General features: G+C 73.9%; 16 protein-coding genes. 5 read left to right on the top strand and 11 right to left on the bottom strand.

Annotated features, from left to right (window positions below; genetic code table 11):
* Positions 1-112 precede the first annotated feature (112 nt).
* Positions 113-1,327: an ROK family protein gene (locus ACIQPT_RS26665; protein WP_401159227.1), complete on the top strand. Its 1,215-nt coding sequence runs from the start codon at positions 113-115 to the stop codon at positions 1,325-1,327.
* Positions 1,328-1,427: 100 nt separating this feature from the next.
* Here ACIQPT_RS26665 and ACIQPT_RS26670 read toward each other — a convergent pair whose 3' ends face one another.
* Positions 1,428-2,009 carry a DUF4865 family protein gene (locus tag ACIQPT_RS26670; protein ID WP_401159228.1) on the bottom strand — a complete coding sequence of 194 codons (582 nt, stop codon included), beginning with the start codon at positions 2,007-2,009 and terminating at the stop codon, positions 1,428-1,430.
* Between the two features lie 10 nt (positions 2,010-2,019).
* Positions 2,020-2,604, bottom strand: a complete 585-nt coding sequence (locus ACIQPT_RS26675) for a TetR/AcrR family transcriptional regulator (protein WP_401159230.1) — start codon at positions 2,602-2,604, stop codon at positions 2,020-2,022.
* Between the two features lie 165 nt (positions 2,605-2,769).
* Here ACIQPT_RS26675 and ACIQPT_RS26680 point away from each other — a divergent pair, with 165 nt between their 5' ends.
* Entirely contained in the window at positions 2,770-3,063 is a 294-nt protein-coding gene (locus ACIQPT_RS26680) for an SHOCT domain-containing protein (protein ID WP_401159232.1), read from the top strand.
* Between the two features lie 40 nt (positions 3,064-3,103).
* Here the strand turns inward: ACIQPT_RS26680 and ACIQPT_RS26685 are convergent, their stop codons facing one another.
* Together ACIQPT_RS26685 and ACIQPT_RS26690 are read right to left on the bottom strand one after the other, a co-directional pair.
* A complete protein-coding gene (locus ACIQPT_RS26685; protein WP_401159233.1) occupies positions 3,104-3,622 on the bottom strand; it encodes an ATP-binding protein in 519 nt (172 codons plus the stop codon).
* Between the two features lie 256 nt (positions 3,623-3,878).
* Positions 3,879-4,196 (bottom strand): hypothetical protein, encoded by a 318-nt coding sequence (locus ACIQPT_RS26690; RefSeq protein WP_266406844.1) that lies wholly within the window; start codon positions 4,194-4,196, stop codon positions 3,879-3,881.
* 234 nt (positions 4,197-4,430) lie between these two features.
* On the opposite strand from ACIQPT_RS26690, the gene ACIQPT_RS26695 reads away from it, so the two are divergent.
* Together ACIQPT_RS26695 and ACIQPT_RS26700 are read left to right on the top strand one after the other, a co-directional pair.
* Positions 4,431-5,564: a PLP-dependent cysteine synthase family protein gene (locus ACIQPT_RS26695; protein WP_401159235.1), complete on the top strand. Its 1,134-nt coding sequence runs from the start codon at positions 4,431-4,433 to the stop codon at positions 5,562-5,564.
* 35 nt (positions 5,565-5,599) lie between these two features.
* A complete protein-coding gene (locus ACIQPT_RS26700; RefSeq protein ID WP_401159237.1) occupies positions 5,600-5,782 on the top strand; it encodes a hypothetical protein in 183 nt (60 codons plus the stop codon).
* A 24-nt stretch (positions 5,783-5,806) separates the two neighbouring features.
* Here ACIQPT_RS26700 and ACIQPT_RS26705 read toward each other — a convergent pair whose 3' ends face one another.
* The 6 genes from ACIQPT_RS26705 to ACIQPT_RS26730 form a co-directional block, all read right to left on the bottom strand.
* Complete coding sequence (locus tag ACIQPT_RS26705) at positions 5,807-6,496, bottom strand: SMI1/KNR4 family protein (protein ID WP_401159239.1); 690 nt, start codon at positions 6,494-6,496, stop codon at positions 5,807-5,809.
* Between the two features lie 154 nt (positions 6,497-6,650).
* On the bottom strand, positions 6,651-7,130 hold the full coding sequence (locus ACIQPT_RS26710; RefSeq protein ID WP_401159241.1) for an SRPBCC family protein: 480 nt from the start codon (positions 7,128-7,130) through the stop codon (positions 6,651-6,653).
* A gap of 61 nt (positions 7,131-7,191) precedes the next feature.
* Positions 7,192-8,787 (bottom strand): SDR family oxidoreductase, encoded by a 1,596-nt coding sequence (locus ACIQPT_RS26715; RefSeq protein WP_401159243.1) that lies wholly within the window; start codon positions 8,785-8,787, stop codon positions 7,192-7,194.
* Positions 8,788-8,900: 113 nt separating this feature from the next.
* Positions 8,901-10,928, bottom strand: a complete 2,028-nt coding sequence (locus ACIQPT_RS26720; protein ID WP_401159245.1) for a hypothetical protein — start codon at positions 10,926-10,928, stop codon at positions 8,901-8,903.
* A gap of 119 nt (positions 10,929-11,047) precedes the next feature.
* Positions 11,048-11,494, bottom strand: a complete 447-nt coding sequence (locus tag ACIQPT_RS26725) for an SRPBCC family protein (protein ID WP_401159246.1) — start codon at positions 11,492-11,494, stop codon at positions 11,048-11,050.
* A 64-nt stretch (positions 11,495-11,558) separates the two neighbouring features.
* Positions 11,559-12,437 carry a DeoR/GlpR family DNA-binding transcription regulator gene (locus ACIQPT_RS26730; protein ID WP_401159248.1) on the bottom strand — a complete coding sequence of 293 codons (879 nt, stop codon included), beginning with the start codon at positions 12,435-12,437 and terminating at the stop codon, positions 11,559-11,561.
* A 262-nt stretch (positions 12,438-12,699) separates the two neighbouring features.
* Here ACIQPT_RS26730 and ACIQPT_RS26735 point away from each other — a divergent pair, with 262 nt between their 5' ends.
* Complete coding sequence (locus ACIQPT_RS26735; RefSeq protein ID WP_401159250.1) at positions 12,700-15,150, top strand: hypothetical protein; 2,451 nt, start codon at positions 12,700-12,702, stop codon at positions 15,148-15,150.
* On the opposite strand, the gene ACIQPT_RS26740 is transcribed toward ACIQPT_RS26735, so the two are convergent.
* Entirely contained in the window at positions 15,117-17,543 is a 2,427-nt protein-coding gene (locus tag ACIQPT_RS26740; protein WP_401159252.1) for a right-handed parallel beta-helix repeat-containing protein, read from the bottom strand. The genes ACIQPT_RS26735 and ACIQPT_RS26740 overlap by 34 nt on opposite strands.
* Between the last annotated feature and the right edge of the window lie 23 nt (positions 17,544-17,566).

The following is a 17,566-nucleotide window of genomic DNA, read 5'->3' on the forward strand; positions in this document are numbered from 1 at the left end:
CGCAACACTGCTGCGCACCGGACGTTCCCGGGGCTCGGCCGTGGCCGGAACGGGGTCCCCGGACCGGCCCTGGGCGTCCGGGGCGCCTCCGGATCATGGGAGACTCGCCCCCATGAACGGCAAGGCGACCACCACCCGGACGAAGTTGGAGAGGGGCCGCAGTGCGCTCGGGCCCGCACTGGAACTGGTCCACACCGGACGGGCCCCCACCCGGGCCGTGCTCACCTCCGAACTCGGTGTCACCCGCGCCACCGCCGGGGCGGTCGCCGCTGAACTGGAGGCGCTCGGGCTGATCCGGGTCGACTCCAGCCCCGGGTCGGCGGCCGGATCCCAGGGCCGCCCCTCGCACCGGCTGTCCGTCCTGGAGACCGGTCCCGTCGTCCTCGCCGCCCAGGTGCACGCCGACGGCTTCCGGGCCGCGCTCGTCGGGCTCGGCGGCCGGATCGTCGCCACCTCGCCGGGCTGCGTCGCGGTGATGGCCGACCCCGCCCAGGTGCTCGGCGAGGTCGTGGAGGCGGGAGCGGAACTGCTGCGCGAGAGCGGGCTGCGCTGCGTCGGGGCCGGGCTCGCCGTGCCGTCCGCGGTCGCCGAGCCGGAGGGAACCGCCCTCAACCCGCTGCACATCGCCTGGCCCGCGGGCTCCCCGGTCCGGGACATCTTCGCCGCCTGCGTCCGCGAAGCGGGCATCACCGGACCCGCGTTCACCGGCAACGACGTCAACCTCACCGCGCTGGCCGAGCACCGGCACGGCGCGGGGCGCGGCGCCCAGCACCTGCTCTGCGTGGCCACCGGACACCGGGGCGTCGGCGGGGCACTCGTGCTCGACGGCCGCCTGCACAGCGGCAGTTCGGGCCTCGCGCTGGAGGTGGGCCATCTCACCGTGAACCCCGAGGGGCGGCCCTGCCACTGCGGCGGGCGCGGCTGCCTCGACGTGGAGACCGACCCGCTGGCCTTCCTCACCACCGCCGGCCGTGAACCGGGCCCCGAGGAGTCCCTCCTCAAGCAGGCCGGGAACCTGCTCCGCACGGAGTACGGCGACCCCGCCGTGCGGCACGCCGCCGAGGCGCTGATCGACCGTCTGGGTCTCGGGCTCGCCGGGCTGGTCAACATCCTCAACCCCGACCGCATCATCCTCGGCGGACTCCACCGCGACCTGCTGGAGGCGGACCCGGAACGGCTGCGCGCCGTCGTCGCCGACCGGAGCCTGTGGGGGCGCAGCGGCAGTGTGCCGATCCTGTCGTGCACCCTGGCCCACAACAGCCTGGTGGGCGCCGCCGAACTGGCCTGGCAGCCGGTCCTCGACGACCCCCTGGCTGCGCTGGCGTGAAGCCCGCGCCGGTCTGAAGCCCGCGCCGGTCTGAAGCCGCGCGGTCCTGAAGCCGTGCCGGGGCGAGGCCCGACGGCCCCCGACGCCGCCTACCTGCCGTTCACCACTGCCGCCCCCGCCGTAGCCGGCCGGCCTCCGGTGCCGACAGGTGCAGCACCTCGTAAACTTCGCCCGCCGCCCCGGGCTCCGGCCGCTCCCACAGGGTGAAGTGCACCAGCTCCCAGCGGCGCGGATCGACCGCCAGCGCGGTGGCGACCACCCCGGGCAGGGCGGCGATCCGGTGTGTCTCCTCCAGGGCCGCTCCGACCGCGTCGGCGGGCCGTACGTCGGCGGGCACCGCCTGCCGCAGCCGGACGGCCGCGCGGGGGAGCGCGCCGGACGACGGCCCCTCCTCGTAGGCCAGACCCGTCCAGTGCTGGACCTCGGGGCGGCCGAAGTCGTCGGCCAGGCCCTGGAAACCCGCGCCCCACAGGAAGGTGTTCATCCCCTCGGGGGCGTTCCACAGGTAGAACGGGGCGTACTGGTTCACCGGGGAGCCCGCCTCGCGCTCCCGGATCAGATAGGCCTTGAGGCCGAGCCCCGGGAAGTCGTCGAGGAGATGGCCCTTGGTCGCGACCCGGGTGCGGATGATCCCCATGTCGTAGTCGGCCGGGAGCGTGATCTCGTACTGCATGGCGTGCACGCGGGACTCCTCAGATCTGGTGCGTACGGGCGGCGAGCAGCGACAACAGGCCCTCCACGGCGCTGTCGAAGGCGGCGGACGAGCCCGAGGCGCGGGCCAGCACATAGCCGCCCTGCACCGTGGCGACGACGGCCGCCGCGACCGGCCCGGGATCGGTCCCCGGAGTGAACTCGCCGGTGTCCACGCCCTCCTGGACGATCGCCGCGATCCGGCCGCGCAGCCAGTCCAGCGTGGCGTCCACCGGTGCGCGCAGCTCGTCGTCGGCGATGACGTCCGGGTCCATCGTCAGCCGCCCCACCGGGCAGCCGCGCAGCACATCGCGCTCGCGCAGCAGATACGCCGCGATCCGCTCGTACGCGCCTCCGGGGCCGTCCAGCAGCCGCCCCGCGGTCCGGCGCATCTCCTCGGCGGTACGGGTGATGGCGGCGAGCGCCAGCCCGGGCTTCCCGCTGAAGTGGTGGTACATGCTGCCCTGGCCGGCGCCGGCCAGCTGCTGAATGGCTTTGGGACTGGTGCCCACATAGCCGCGCTCCCACAGGAGCTCCTGCGTGGCCTCGATCAGCCGGTCCGGGGTACTCATGGAGGGAGTGTACATACCAGTAGGTACAGAAGAGGAGGGGGTGGGCCGGCTCCGGCTGCTCCCACCGGAGTACGCACACGGCCGCCGGGTGTACGACGCCCCGGAGCCCCTCCTCCGGGCAGGCTCGAAAGCGACCGGAAAAGGCACCACGCCCTTCCGCGAACGAGGGAGCTGACCGAGATGAACACCCTGGCGCACTCCGGCGGACCCGGCCCCTGGGTCCTGCTCTTCCCGCTCTTCTGGGCGGCGGTCGTCATCGGGATCGTCACCCTGCTGCGCCGCACCGTGTGGCGCGGGCGCCGAGGCCCGTGGGGTGCCGCCCGCACTCCGGGGGCCGGCCCCGGCGAGGCCTCGCCGATCACCCTGCTCGGCCGCCGCTTCGCCGCGGGTGAGATCGACGAGGACGAGTACTGGCGCCGGCTGTCCGTGCTGGACGAACAGTTCGGCCCGGCCGCGGGCGGCGGCAAGGCGTGACCCCGGCCGCCCCGCCGCCCTTCGTTCCCGCCCCGCCCGGTCAGCCGACGACGGCCGACCGGGCGGGCACGGCCACGATGTCGTCGGGGGTGATGGTCACGGCCCCGAACGGCCCGTCGGTCATCGACCCGTACACCGCGAGCGGTGGCAGGGTCGAGGCGGTGGAGGCCGCGGGGAGGGTGAACCAGACGGCCTTCCCGGCCGAGCCGATCGGCCGCACGCCCCAGCTCTCGCTGACGGCGGCGATCAGCGCCAGGCCCCGGCCCGACGTGGCGAACGAGTCCGCCTCGTTCACCGTGGGCAGGCGCGGGTCGTGGTCGTGGACGGAGACCGTCAGGCGGTCGAGCAGCAGCTCGATGTCGACGGTGCATGACTTGTCCGGCTGTGCGTGCCGGTGAACGTTGGTGAGAAGCTCGGTGACGCCCAGGGCCGCCTGGTCGATCAGAGGATCGAGATGCCAGTAGCGCAGTTGCGCCGAGATGATTCTGCGGACCTGACCGATCCGCGACGGCAGGGCCTGGAGCTCCACCGTGCAGTGCCTGCTTGGCTCGCTGATCACGGCTGCGACTCCCCGAAATAGGTCCGGAAGAAGAGAAGAGATACGAACGGAGCCGGCGGACGACTGACTGCCGAATCCGCTCTGCTCTTGTCGTGTCTGCTCGTGTCGCGCGACCCGGTCCGTGGAGCGGATCGCTCTGTCACCGAGGGTGCACCTTCAGTGACGTGGATCCAGCGTGGCTCAGGGGATACGGCTCCGCAACTCGCGGCGGAGCCCGGCGGCCCGGGAACCGGCCCGCCGTGTCCGTACCGGTCGGTCAGTCCCGGCGGCCGCGCGCGCTGCGCAGCGTCTCCAGAAAACGCCGCAGCGGAGCCGCCCCGTCGCGTCTGCGACTGCGCTGCCCCATCGTCAACCGGTAGCGCACCCCGTTCACCCGGGCGATGACGGAATCCGCCGCGATGAACCACCACTTGCGTGCGCTGACCGTGCCCACCGGGGCGCTGTCGATCTCCCGCCCGCTGCTCGTGAGCAGGGACAGCCGACCGTCCTTGACGACCACCTGACCAGCCCTGGTCAGGGATCGGGTGAAGCGCTCGATCCTGACCCCCGACGCACTGAACTCGACGTCCGCCATCGCGGATTCGCCCCCCTTCGTCACCACTCCTGCTGTGCAGTGTGCCCCGGTACGGGCCGGATCGCCAGAGGGCCCGGAGCCCTGTCGCGCCGCCGCCCGCACCGCCCGCGACCGCCGTCCCCGCAGGCACCGGTCAAAGGCAGCGCTATGGACCACCAAAGTGACCGTTTGTGCAGGTGGGGTGCATATCGTGGAGGCACGAGCACCGGATCGACGAGCAACAGGAGCAGGCCCATGGACACCAGTGAGCACACACCCGGGCACGGGGCCACGGCGACCGTGGACGTCGACCGCAGCGACCCGGAGTACCGGGCCTGGCTGAAGGAGGCCGTCCGCAAGGTCCAGGCCGACGCGAACCGCTCCGCCGACACCCACCTGCTGCGCTTCCCGCTGCCCGAGGCGTGGGGCATCGACCTCTACCTCAAGGACGAGTCGACGCACCCCACCGGCAGCCTCAAGCACCGCCTCGCCCGCTCGCTCTTCCTCTACGGGCTCTGCAACGGCTGGATCCGGCCCGGCAAGCCGGTCATCGAGGCGTCCAGCGGTTCGACCGCCGTGTCGGAGGCGTACTTCGCCAAGCTGATCGGCGTCCCGTTCATCGCCGTGATGCCGCGCACCACCAGCCCCGAGAAGTGCCGCCTGATCGAATTCCACGGCGGCCGGTGCCACTTCGTCGAGGACTCGCGCACGATGTACGAGCAGTCCGCCGCCCTCGCCGCCGAGACCGGCGGGCACTACATGGACCAGTTCACCTACGCGGAGCGCGCCACCGACTGGCGCGGCAACAACAACATCGCGGAGTCGATCTACCAGCAGCTGCGTCTGGAGCGCTACCCGGAACCCGCCTGGATCGTCGCCACCGCCGGGACCGGCGGCACCTCGGCGACCATCGCCCGCTACGTCCACTACCTCCAGCACGACACCCGCATCTGTGTGCCCGACCCGGAGAACTCCTGTTTCTTCGACGGCTGGACCCGCAACGACCCGCTCGCCACCAGCGACCGCGGCTCGCGCATCGAGGGCATCGGCCGCCCGCGCATGGAGCCCAGCTTCGTGCCCGGGGCCATCGACCGCATGATGAAGGTGCCCGACGCCGCCAGCGTCGCCGCCGTCCGCGCCCTGGACCGCGCCATCGGCCGCAAGGCGGGCGGCTCCACCGGCACCGGCCTGTGGAGCGCGTTCAAGCTGATCGCCGAGATGGTGGAGCGGGGCGAGCAGGGCAGCGTCGTCACGCTGCTGTGCGACCCGGGCGACCGCTACCTGGACAAGTACTACTCCGACTCGTGGCTGGAAGAACAGGGCCTGGACATCGCCCCCTACACCGGTGCCATCGACGCGTTCCTCGCCACCGGGACCTGGCCCTGCTGAGGTCTGTCCGAGCGCGCCGGCCGGCCTGTCCGGGGATGAGGCCGACCATTACGCTCAGGTCCCGGACCCTGGACGACGTCACCGAGGATCTGGTCGCCATCGGGCTGGCTGCCCTGCCGGACCCGTGGCGGCTGGGCGTTTCGTTCTCGCCACGGGCCGACCTGGTCGCGACGCTCGGCGTACGCCACGGCACCTGGCGGATCACGCCCGCGGAGTGACAGAGGAGTCGACCCCCAGTGGCCTCAGACGTTCGCAGACGGACGGTGTGAGGTGAACTCCGCCTTGCGCAGCCAGTCGATGTACCAGTGGGCGAAGGCCATCGGTTTCCCGGCCCGGTCGAGGAGCGGGGCAAGATCGGCGTCGTCCGCCCGGCAATCGGACCAGACTGTGCCGCGGTGGGTGCCGCTGATGATCAGCCACTCCCGCTGGGCGCAACCGAGGTGGGAGATCACGATGGCGCCGGCTGTTCGCTCGGGGGCGAACAACAGGGCTTCCCAGCGTTCGTCCCACGCTTCGATGGCCTCGTCGAAGTCCTCGATCTCGTCGAAGTCCTCTTCTTCAGGACGAACGGCGAGAAGCGCGTCGAGGTCTTCGGGATCCGGACCGTGGTCAGGAAAGGGCCTGGTGAGCATGGTGAGATCGGCCAGGTCAGCACCGTCTCCTTCCCAGCGCCAGCGGCCCTGCACGCGGCGAACGGGGAAGAGGCCGTACGCAGGGCCGGCGCCGCCGGCGCCCACGCAGGTGAGGAAGCCGCGGTAATCATCCGGCAATCGCACGCCTACCTGCGCCTCCAGTTCGGCAAGTCCGTCATCCGTCAGGGGGTCTTCCAGGACCCACCTGTGCCCGAGAGAGCCGAACACCGTTCCGCTTGATGGCTGGTCGCCCAGCGCGATCACACGCTGCCGGACCCCGCTCCACTGCTGATCAACCATGTGGAGACCGTACGCGGAGCCAGTGACAGCGAAACCGGCCCGGGGTGGTCACCCCATGCCCGTGGCCATCTCGAAGGCTTCCACGGGCCAACCAGAGCGATCAGGGGCCAACCGAAACGTTCAGCCGCGTGAGGCCGGGCTCCCGGCGCGCCGCTCAGGGTGTCGTCGTCGCCAGTCGCGCGTCCAGGCGGCGCACGGCGTCCCGGAAGGACCGGCCCACCCCTGCCCGCGCCAGGCTCAGCACCAGGCGGAACAGCCCCGTCCCGTCGGCGGCGAAGGTCCACTGCACCCGGGTCCCGGACCCCTCAGGGGTGAGCCGCCACTCCTCCAGCAGGGCCCGCAGACCCGGGGCGTTGGACTCGTCGGCCCGGTAGGCGTAGCACGTGTCCGGTTCGGCGGCCACGATCGTCTCGCGGAACCGCACCCCGCCCCGCAGCCGCACCTCACGGCCCGCGCCCGCGTCGGTGGGCGTGGCCCGGGTGACAGCGGTGAACCAGGACGGCCACGACGCGACGTCCTCGGCGAGCGCGCGGTACACCACGTCCACCGGCGCGGACACCTCGGCGGCGAACACCAGACGTAGCGGCGCGGAGTCGGCGAACTCCCGTCCCACGGTACGGAGTCGGCGTGCCATCCCGTGCACCTCCCGGAGGTCTGTGGCGTGCGGAGCCGGGCACACCATAGCGGCCGGGCCGTCAGTTGTCTGTACCACTGCCGGCCATCGGTACGCGGCTCTTCTCCTCGGCGGCGGCCGCCTCGGCGATGTTGCGCGCCATGCCGCCGAACACCACCGAGTGGAAGGGCCACACGCTCCACCAGTACGCATGACCGGGCAGCCCGCGCGGATGGAACAGGGCGCGCTGCCCGTACACCGTCCGGCCCCGCTCGTCGCGGCGCACCGACAGCTCCAGCCAGGCCAGGCCCGGCAGCCGCATCTCGGCCCGCAGCCGCAGCAGTTCGCCCGGCACGATCTCCTCCACCCGCCAGAAGTCCAGCGAGTCGCCCACCCGCAGCCGCTGGGCGTCCCGTCGGCCGCGCCGCAGCCCCACCCCGCCGACGAGCCGGTCGAGCCATCCGCGGACCGCCCAGGCCAGCGGGAAGGAGTACCAGCCGTTCTCCCCGCCGATGCCCTCGATCACCCGCCACAGCGCGTCCGGGCCGACCGGCACGGCCAGCTCCCGCTCGTCGCGGTAGAGGCTGCCGCCCGCCCAGTCCGGGTCGGTGGGCAGCGGGTCGCTCGGTGCGCCGGGTACCGAGGCGTTGGACCATCGGGTGTCGACCCGTGCCTCCTGGATCCGCTTCAGGGCCAGCCGCAGCGCCCGGTCGAAGCCGATGGCCCCGTCCGGCGGATCGGGGACGTACTCCTTGATGTCGTGCTCCCGGCAGACCACCTCGTGCCGCAGCGACTCCGTGAGCGGCCGGGCGATGGAGCTGGGCACCGGTGTGACCAGACCGACCCAGCGGCTGGAGAGCGTCGGAGTGAGCACCGGCACCGGCAGGATCAGCCGCCGCCGCAGCCCCGCCACCCGGGCGTAGCGCTGCATCATGTCCCGGTACGTCATGACGTCCGGGCCACCGATGTCGAAGGCCCGGTTCACGTCCCCGGGCAGCGACGCGCATCCCACCAGATACCGGACCACGTCCCGTACGGCCACCGGCTGGATCCGGGTCCGTACCCAACTCGGGGTGATCATCAGCGGCAGCCGCTCGGTGAGATACCGCAGCATCTCGAACGAGGCGGATCCCGAACCGATGACGATCGCCGCGCGCAGCACCGCCGTCGGCACCCCGGAGTCCAGCAGGATGTGCCCCACCTCGGCCCGCGAACGCAGATGCGGCGACAGGCTCTTCTCCGGCACCCCGGCCGGGGTCAGCCCGCCCAGATAGACGATCCGGCGCACCCCGGCGGCCCGCGCCTGTTCCCCGAAGGTCCGGGCGGCCCGACGGTCGGTCTCCTCGAAGTCCGCACCGGAACCGAGCGCGTGCACCAGGTAGTACGCCACGTCGACGCCCCGCATCGCCTCCGCCAGCGACGCGGCGTCGGTGACATCGCCGCGCACCACCTCCACCCGGTCCGCCCAGGGGTAGTCGCGCAGCTTCTGCGGCGTTCTGGCCAGGGCGCGCACCCGGTGTCCGGAGTCGAGCAGGGCGGGCACCAGGCGGCCGCCGATGTAGCCGGTGGCCCCGGTCACCAGACAGCGCGGAGGCGAGCCGCCGGGGCCGTGGTCCGGACCGTCGGGAAGCCTCAGGTCGCCGGAGCCGTCATCAGAGCCGTCGTCAAGATCCGTCACCTGTCCGAGTCTGGCACCGGACGGCCCGCACGACCGGTCGGGGACTCCGTACGGCCGCATCGGCCGCATCGGCGGCATCGGTACGGTGACGGCTCCCCGGCCCTCGCGTCCGCTCAGCGCACCGCCGTGAGCGTCCCGCCCTCGCGCAGCGACGCCGTCAGCTCCACGTCGGCGTCACGCGGCGCCCGCACCGCGAACGTCGGACCGCCCGCCGCGCCCCGCACCGCCCCGCTCGCCTCGATCCGGGTCACCGCCCGGCTCCCCGCCGCCAGGACGTACCACCGGCCGGAGGCCGCCTTCCAATGGGTGCCCGCCAGGACGTGCTGCCCGAACCTGCTGCACAGGGCCGTGTCGTCGCGGTCGGCGACCACCGCGGCCGGGTCCGTGGGCGAGGCGGCGGGCCCGAGGAACTGGACCAGGACCCGGCCGGGGCCCCGCCAGGTGTCCGCCCGGGTGCACAGCCAGCCGGCCGACGCACCGCCCTCGGGCAGCTTCTGCTCGGCGAAGGCCCAGTTGTTGACCGCCCGCACACCGGAACCCGCGAGCGCCCGCAGCGAGCACGCCGTACGCGCCCAGGCGAGCAGCGCGTCCGTGCCCGTCGCCTCACGCGGCTGCCGGGCCGGCGCGCCCCGGCCGGGCTGCGGCGTGTACGTCAGGTGCGCGGGGGCCAGGTCGCCCAGATCCGTCACCAGGAACGCGTGCTTCTCCACGATCCGCTCGGAGGACCGCAACTGGAGCACCGGCCAGGAGTCGCACCCGCCGCCCGCGCCCGGCCGGGGCACCGCGGCGGTGACCCCGTCCGGGCCCACCTCCAGCGGCCGTCCGGGCGTGTCCGGCGCGAGCAGGTCCCGGGTGGTGGACTCCGCGATCCAGGGCGCGAGCAGGAACCGCGCGCCGTCGCCCGTACGGCTGACGACGACGGCCGCCCCCGTCGTCACGCCCGCGTCGTCCGTCCTGGCGAAGTCGAGGGCCGCCCCGCCGGACCCGGACAACGGTTCCGCGTACCGCACCACCCGGACCCCGCCGTCGTGGAACAGCACCACGGCCGCCCCGTCCACCTCACCGGCGAACAGCAGCCGGGGCGGCTGTACGGGCGGCACCGCGACCGTGCCCGGCGTGGTGGACACCCGGACCGTGCCCGGCGGCCCGGACCAGGCCCGCAGCGCCCGGCCCAGCAGCTCGCCGTCGCCCGCGCGCCCGCCCCGGGCGGGCCAGGCCGTGAAGTCGACGCGCGAGGTGTCCGCCCACTGCTCCGCCGCCGTCCGCAGCAGCTCGGCCGGATCGAGCACCGGGGCGAACACGCCCGCCGGGCCCCGGTCCTCGCCCGTGCGCCGCGTCCCCTCCTCGACGGCCACCGCCAGCCCGCCCGCCACCACGCACAGCGCGGCGGCCAGCGCCACCGCCCGTGCCCGGTGCCTGCGCCGCAGCAGGTCGCTCGGCCGGGTCTGGACCGTGCACGGGTCGAACTCGCCCGACCTGAGCATCGCCTGCGCCCCGGCCCGGTCCGGCTTCCCCAGCCGGGCCGCCCGGCGCACCGCACCCGCCGGATCCACCACCTCCGCCTCGGCCAGCAACGCCCGTGCCGCGCGCTCGTCGAGACCCTCCAGCAACTCCAGGGCGAACGCCGCCCGGACCGCCCCGGACACCGTGGACAGGGCGCGGTCCAGGGCCAGTTCGTCGACACCGCCCGCCCGGGGGAAGAGCCGCAGCCCCCACACCACCGGCACCGTCGGACGCAGCGCGGCCGGAGCCGGGAGCCGCCCGGGCCACCAGCGGGGCCGCCGCTCATGGGCCAGCGCCGCCCGCAGCACCCGCAGCCGCACCCACCCGTACGCCCCGCCCGAGAGGCCCCGGTCCTGCCCGGCGACAGGCGCGGGCTCCGCGCCCGCCGGGGTGTCGGACCGGCGGGACTGGGCGGGAACGCGCGGGCTCCGCACACTGCTTCCGGCCGTGGGCAGGGCCCGCTGGACGAGGGCGTGGGCGGCCAGGACCCGGCGGTGCCGGCCGAGCGCCGGCGGCAGAACGACGTAGGCGAGGCGCACCAGGCGGGGGTAGTGCTCCACGAGGGCGGCCTCGGCCTGCTGCACGCCCGTGCGGTCGGGGCGTACATCGGTCCGCTGCTGCGGTTGATGGATCGGCATGAAATGGGTGCCTTCCGGGGCCGTGGCGGGATGTCATACCGACAAACGAGTCAATCGTGTGACGGTCACATCGCCGGTGACGCCGCCGGTCCTGCCGGTCGCCGGTGGCCCCGGCGGTCCTACCGGTCGTCGGGGGAGGCGAGCAGGGCGTCCAGGACCCTGCCGAACACCCGGCGCCCGGTGGAGGCGAGCAGCGGATCGCCCCACCGGGGCACCAGCCGCACCCGCAGTTCCTCGACCCAGACCACATGCGAACCGGAATCCGTGGGCAGCACGTCGATCGAGGCCCGGCCCAGCACCACGGACCCCCGCTTCTCCAGCAGGCAGACCCCGGCCCGGCCCCCGGCGGGCGGCGTCCACCGCACCACTTCCATCGGATCGTCGAACGCCAGCGGGCCCAGCCCCGTACGCGCCACGAAGACCGTCCCGAGCTGCGAGGGAAGCCCGGTCGGGACCGAGATCGCGGTCAACGGCACCTGCGCGGCGTGCCGTTCCCAGTCGGTCACCCGCCGCCAGGCCTCGGCTGCGGGGAGAGGGGAGAAGCGCTCGATCCGGAAGACGGCCACACCACGATCCTATGGGGTGTCCGGCGGACCCGCGCCGAGCCGAACGGAATCCGGAGCGCCCGCCTCAGCCCTCGGTGGCGGGCGAGGCGTCGGCGGCCCCGGCGGTCGCGGCCGTCCCGGCGGGGGTGTCGCCCGCCACCAGCAGACCCGGCAGATGTTCCTCGATCTCCGCGCGCGTCCCGGGAGCCAGGCCGGCGTCCGTGACGAACGTGTCGACCTCCTCCAGAGCGGCGAAGGAACTCAGGCCCACCGTGCCCCACTTGGTGTGATCGGCCACGACCACGATCCGGCGCGCCGCCCGGACGAAACGGCGGTTGGTCTCCGCCTCCGCGAGATTGGGCGTCGAGAGCCCGGCCTCGGTCGAGATCCCGTGCACACCGAGGAACAGCACATCGAAGTGGAGGGAATCGATGGCCCGGTCCGCGACCGGCCCCACCAACGAGTCCGAGGGCGTGCGCACCCCGCCCGTCAGGACCACCGTCGCCGCCCCGGGCCGCGCGCCGCGCCCCCCGGCCGGACGCTGCGCGTCGTGGAACACGTCCGCCACCCGCACCGAGTTGGTCACCACCGTCAGATCCGGCACGTCCAGCAGATGCCGGGCCAGCGCGAACGTCGTCGTCCCGCCCGAGAGCGCGATGGCGCTGCCGGGCACCGCCAGCGCCGCCGCCGCCCGCGCGATGTCCTCCTTGGCGCTCAGCTCCAGCGCCGACTTCGCCTCGAACCCGGGCTCGTGCGTACTCGCCTCGACGACCGGGACCGCACCGCCGTGGACCTTTTCGATGACGCCCTGGCGGGCCAGCGCGTCCAGATCCCGGCGGATCGTCATGTCGGAGACGTTCAGCTTGCGGGTCAGCTCGTTGACCCGGACCCCACCACGCCTGCGCACCTCGTCGAGGATCAGCGCACGGCGCTGCTCCGCGAGCAGGTTCTGATTCTCGCTCAACGCCGGGTCCGGTCCTTCCCTCTGCCGTACGGTCCGCAGCGGTCTGCGCGACACGCTCATCCTGCCACGCAGGCATGTCCGGCGTATCACCTGGGGAGATTCCGTGTGACCGCTCACGCCCCCGCCCCGCGCCCGGAATCCTGGGTCCGGGCGACCGGCGGGTCACCATGCCCGGAGCCCACGGCGTCCCGGCCCGCCCCACCCGCTCCTGTGCACGTCCCCGCCGGCCGCGAGGCCGGCGCACCCGAGAGAGAGTTCCCCCTTGGCTCCTGCCGCCCCGCCCTCGCCCCCGCCCCCGTCGGCCTCCCCGTCCCCGTCCCCGCAGCACACCGGGACCGCACTGGAGCTGCTCGTCCACGGCGTCGGCGGCGCCACCCCGCAGGAGATGCTGGGCGACCCCCGTACCGTCCGGGTCACCGGGGACGCGACCGCCGCCGTGTACCGGCGCACCGAGGACGCCCACGGCGAGAAGCACCCCGAGCGCTACCGGGACGAGCCTGTGGCCGAGGCGTACTGCTGGTCCGGCCTCACCTCCGGCAACGGCTCCCGCGCCCTGTGGCTGCTGCTCCTGCCGTTCATGGTGGTCAACCTCGCCCACTGGATGCGCCCCACCGCCACCGGACGCACCCGCGCGGTCCGGCTGTACGGCGTCCTGGTGCGGCTCGTCGCGCTCAGCCTCACCGTGCTGCTCACGGCGGCCGCCTGCGAAGTCGCCCTGGACCTGCTGGCCTGGCAGTGCGCGGGCGCCGAGGCCTGCGCCGAACGGCGTTCCTGGCTCGGCTTCCTGTCGGCCCATCAGGGCGGCTGGTGGTCCCAGCCCGGCCGCCGTCTCGCCCTGGCGGCCGTCGTGCCCGCGGCCCTGGTCGGGCTCCTGTGGTATCTGTCCAACCGGACCTGGAGCGCGTACGAGGCCCAACGCCCCCTGGACGGCGGCGAGATCGACGCGCACGACCCCGACGGTTCGCAGGAGGCCCACGGCCCCGGCGCGCCCGACCCGGACGGAGACGGAGCCCCGCACCCGCCCGCCCCGGTCCGCCCCGCGCTCGGCAGGCCCGGCTTCTGGTACGGACGCCGGCTCGTCGCCCGGCTCCGCGCCGCCCACACCGCGGCCGGGTTCCTGACCGTCGCCGCGGCCGTCGCCGGCGCCGCCGCACGGCACGACCGGAGCGCCGGGGGCCCGGTGCCCCCGTTCATCGGCGCGGCCGTCGAGGGCGGCATCGTCCTGTGCGCGCTCGTCGTCGTCTGGGTCGTCTGCCGCCGTGGCCGCAGCGAACGGACCCGCGACACCCGGCTGGACGCCGCCCTCATCACCTATCTGCCCGGCTCCGCACTCGCCCTGCTCGCCCTCTCCGTCCTGTACGCCTCCTGGTCGCGACCGGACTGGCAGTCCTCCGGCTCCCTGCCCGGCGAGACCACCTTCCGGCTCCTCGCCCTCGGCCAGGGCCTCCTCGTCGTCGTCCTCGCCGTCGTCGCCCGGGACCTCTACCGGCGCACCCCCGAACCCCGCACCATCCTGTACGGACTCGGCGGCCCCGCCGTCGCGATGCTCGCCTGCGCCCTCGGCGGCGTGATGACCGGCGGCGTGGCCCAGCGCGTCGCCGACTGGCTCGACGGGTCCGGGACCCCGGGCATGGGCCACGGCGCCGACATCGCCGGGCCGCCGGTCCTGCTCAGCTGGCAGGCCTCCGTCATCCCGGTGCTCCTGCTGCTCCTGCTCGTCCCGGTCCTGTTGCTGATCGTCCGCACCGCGCGCACCGCCCGCCGCCTGGGCCCGGTCATCGAGGCGGAGTACGCCCCCGAACCGCCCGACGAGGGCCGTACCCGCCGGATCGCCCGGATCCGCGCGACCGCCGCCCTCACCGACTCCGCCCCCTGGATCGTCGGCGTGGTCTCCGCCGCCACCCTGCTGCTCGGGGCGGGCGCGATCGCCGGCTCCTGGCGCAGCGAGGAAGTGCCGGGCCGGGCCGCCGACGGGAGCGGGCCGCTCCTCGAATCGTTCGCCGAGGCCGCCCAGTCGACCGGATCCTGGCTCATCGGATTCGGCTTCGTCCTGTTCGTCGCCGGCGGCCGCCGCGCCTACAAGGACGCCTCGGCCCGCCGCACCATCGGCATCCTCTGGGACGTGGGCACCTTCTGGCCGCGCGCCGCCCACCCCTTCGCGCCCCCGTGCTACGCCGAGCGCGCCGTCCCCGACCTCGCCTCCCGGATGTCCGCCTGGACGACGACCACGCCCCGGGGCCGGCTCGTCATCTCGGGCCACTCGCAGGGCAGCGTGCTCGCCGCGTCCGCCGTCTGGCAGCTGCCCGACGCCACCCGCCGCCGGGTCGCGCTGCTCACCTACGGCTCGCCCCTGGAGCGGCTGTACGGGCGGTGGTTCCCGGCCTACTTCGGCCCCGAGCCGCTGCTCGGGCTGCACCGCTCGGTGCACTGCTGGCGCAATCTGTGGCGGGCCACCGACCCGATCGGCGGCCCCGTCCGCATCTGCGCCGACCCCGACCCCGGCGTCGACCGGGGCCCCCTCAAGGACCCCCTGGCCTACGGGCGGACCACGAAGCTCCCGCTGCCCGAACCGATCCTCGGGCACTCCGACTACCAGGCCGACCCGGTCTTCGCCGAGGAGCGCGCCGCCCTCCTCGATGAACTGGGCCCGCTGGTGCCCCGACAGGCGGAGGCACGGCTTCAGAAGGGCAGTTCGGGGAGGTCCTCCGGATAGAGCAGGGTCAGGTCGTCCGTGCTCGTCTCGGCGAGCTGGGCGACCCGGCCCGCGTGCCGCTCCACCATCGACTCGAAGGTCTGCCGGGCGGTGCGGCCGTTGCCGAATGCGGGGCCCTTGGGGAGCGCGGTGAAGTACTTCAGGAGCGCCTCCCCGGTGCCCTCCGCCAGGCTGTACTCATGCTCCTCGGCCTGCTGCTCGACGATCCGCAGCAGCTCCTCGGGGAGATAGTCGCTGAACGTGATGGTCCGGGAGAACCGCGAGGCCACCCCGGGGTTGACGGTGAGGAACCGCTCCATCTCGTGGGTGTAGCCCGCGACGATCACGACCACCGCGTCCCGGTGGTCCTCCATCAGCTTCACCAGCGTGTCGATGGCCTCCCGCCCGAAGTCCCGGCCGGAGTCCTCGGGGGAGAGGGCGTACGCCTCGTCGACGAACAGCACCCCGCCGCGCGCCCGGTCGAACGCCTCCTGGGTCCGGATCGCCGTCGAGCCGATGTGCTCGCCGACCAGGTCGACCCGGGACACCTCGACCAGGTGGCCGCGCTCCAGCACCCCGAGCGAGGCCAGGATCTCCCCGTACAGCCGGGCGACCGTGGTCTTGCCCGTACCGGGGGAGCCGGTGAAGACGAGGTGGCGGCGGACGGACGCGGCCTTCAACCCGGCCTCCTGACGGCGGCGGCCCACCTCGATCATGTCGGTCAGCGCCCGCACCTCGCGCTTGACGCTGTCCAGGCCCACCAGCGCGTCCAGTTCACCGAGGACCGCCGAGGAGTCCCGGGCCGGCTCCGCCGCCGGAGCCACCGGTTCGGGCTCCACGGCCCGCTGGCCGGGCATGGTGGTGAGGAGGCCGGGCGTCGACTGCGTGGCCGTCAGCACGGCGGGGGCCGGAGCCGGTGCCGTACGCAGACCGCTCTCGTCGCTCGTGCAGTCCTGGGCCACCGGCCCGGTCGCGGCAGCGTGGTCGCCCTCGGGGAACTCGTAACCGCCCCGGGCACACCGCTCGGTCCGGCAGCGGGTCAGCGTGGTGCGGCAGCCGTCCATGACATGGAAGCCATAGCCCTCGCTGCCCGTCACCCGGCAGCTGTCGAAGGTGCCCCGGCCCTCCGCCGAGACGTAGAACCCGGCCTCGGCGGGCGAGGTGACCGTGCAGCGCTCGATCGTGGGATCCGCGCCCTTGGTGACGATGACCCCGGTCTGCGCCGCGTCGATCGTGCAGTTGTTCAGCGTGCCGCCGCTGCCGTGGTCGCGGAACCAGGCGCCCGTGGACGCCTCCCGGATCCGGCAGTCGTCCAGCTGGGCGGTGGCCCCGTCGCTCACGGAGACGGCGGTGTTACGGATCTGGGAGAGGTCGCTGTCCACCACGTCCGCGCGCGAACCCCGGTCGAGGACGAACAACGCGTCGGGCACGTCGTGCACCCGGCAGGCGTCCAGTATCACCGTCGCGCCGTCGCTGACCCAGACCGCCGGGTAGTCGCCCGTGCTGTCATGGATCTCGCACTGGTTGGCGTCGACCCGGGTCCCCGGATCCCAGACCGACAGCCCGTTGCGGCCGAAGCGGCGGACCGTGGAACGGGTCAGCGTGAGCACCGAACGCGACCGCAGGTCGATCGCGTTCTCCGGAATGTCGTGGATGTCGCAGTCGGCGAGCGTCAGCACCGCGTCGGTGTCCAGCGTGACGCCGTCCGCCGACGTGCGGTGCACCGTGCAGTCGGTCAGATGGGCCGAGGCGCGGGCGGTGACCTGGATGCCGCTGCCCTTGATCTCGTACACCTCGCAGCCGAACGCCTCCAGACCGCTGCCCTCGCCGGTGACGCCGATGCCCGCCCCGGACGCGTGATGGATCCGGCAGCGGTCCAGGCGCGGATGCCCGCCGTCGCGGACGGAGACCCCGGACTGGCCCGCCGAGACGATCTCGCACTCCTCGAACACCCCGCCCGCACCGTCCAGCACGGCGATGCCGACCCCGGCCGGATTGTCGACCGTGCAGCGCCGCACGGTGGGCCGGGCCGCGCCGCGTACCTCGATGCCCGCGGCGGACCGCGTCACGATCCGCAGGTCCGTCAGCTCCGCCGTGCCGTCCTCGACCAGCAGCGCCGGGGCCGTCGAATCCTGGCCCTCGATGTGCAGCCCCTGGACGACCGCGGAGGCGCGCACGGTCAGCGGTACGCCGTCGACCGGCGCGATCCGCACGGAACCGACCGACCCCTCGGGGCCGCGCAGCGTCACCGCACGGTGGACGACGAGGTTCTCCCGGTAGGTCCCGGGCGCGACGGTGAGGACGTCGCCGTCGGCTGCCGCCTCCAGGGCCGCGGAGAGGGAGGCGTACTCGCCCGTGCGGCGGCGCCATCGCGATGTGCCGGTGTGCGTCACCTGGACCGTGCCCTGTGCCATGGAGTTGCTCTGCCCCCACCTCG

It is taken from the genome of Streptomyces sp. NPDC091289, assembly GCF_044757365.1.
Taxonomy (GTDB): domain Bacteria; phylum Actinomycetota; class Actinomycetes; order Streptomycetales; family Streptomycetaceae; genus Streptomyces.

What these genes read in the sequence shown, in the direction of transcription:
- ACIQPT_RS26665 (WP_401159227.1), top strand. Translation starts at nt 113, where the DNA reads ATGAACGGCAAGGCGACCACCACCCGGACGAAGTTGGAGAGGGGCCGC.
- ACIQPT_RS26675 (WP_401159230.1), bottom strand. Translation starts at nt 2,604, where the DNA reads ATGTACACTCCCTCCATGAGTACCCCGGACCGGCTGATCGAGGCCACG.
- ACIQPT_RS26680 (WP_401159232.1), top strand. Translation starts at nt 2,770, where the DNA reads ATGAACACCCTGGCGCACTCCGGCGGACCCGGCCCCTGGGTCCTGCTC.
- ACIQPT_RS26690 (WP_266406844.1), bottom strand. Translation starts at nt 4,196, where the DNA reads ATGGCGGACGTCGAGTTCAGTGCGTCGGGGGTCAGGATCGAGCGCTTC.
- ACIQPT_RS26695 (WP_401159235.1), top strand. Translation starts at nt 4,431, where the DNA reads ATGGACACCAGTGAGCACACACCCGGGCACGGGGCCACGGCGACCGTG.
- ACIQPT_RS26700 (WP_401159237.1), top strand. Translation starts at nt 5,600, where the DNA reads ATGAGGCCGACCATTACGCTCAGGTCCCGGACCCTGGACGACGTCACC.
- ACIQPT_RS26705 (WP_401159239.1), bottom strand. Translation starts at nt 6,496, where the DNA reads ATGGTTGATCAGCAGTGGAGCGGGGTCCGGCAGCGTGTGATCGCGCTG.
- ACIQPT_RS26710 (WP_401159241.1), bottom strand. Translation starts at nt 7,130, where the DNA reads ATGGCACGCCGACTCCGTACCGTGGGACGGGAGTTCGCCGACTCCGCG.
- ACIQPT_RS26720 (WP_401159245.1), bottom strand. Translation starts at nt 10,928, where the DNA reads ATGCCGATCCATCAACCGCAGCAGCGGACCGATGTACGCCCCGACCGC.
- ACIQPT_RS26740 (WP_401159252.1), bottom strand. Translation starts at nt 17,543, where the DNA reads ATGGCACAGGGCACGGTCCAGGTGACGCACACCGGCACATCGCGATGG.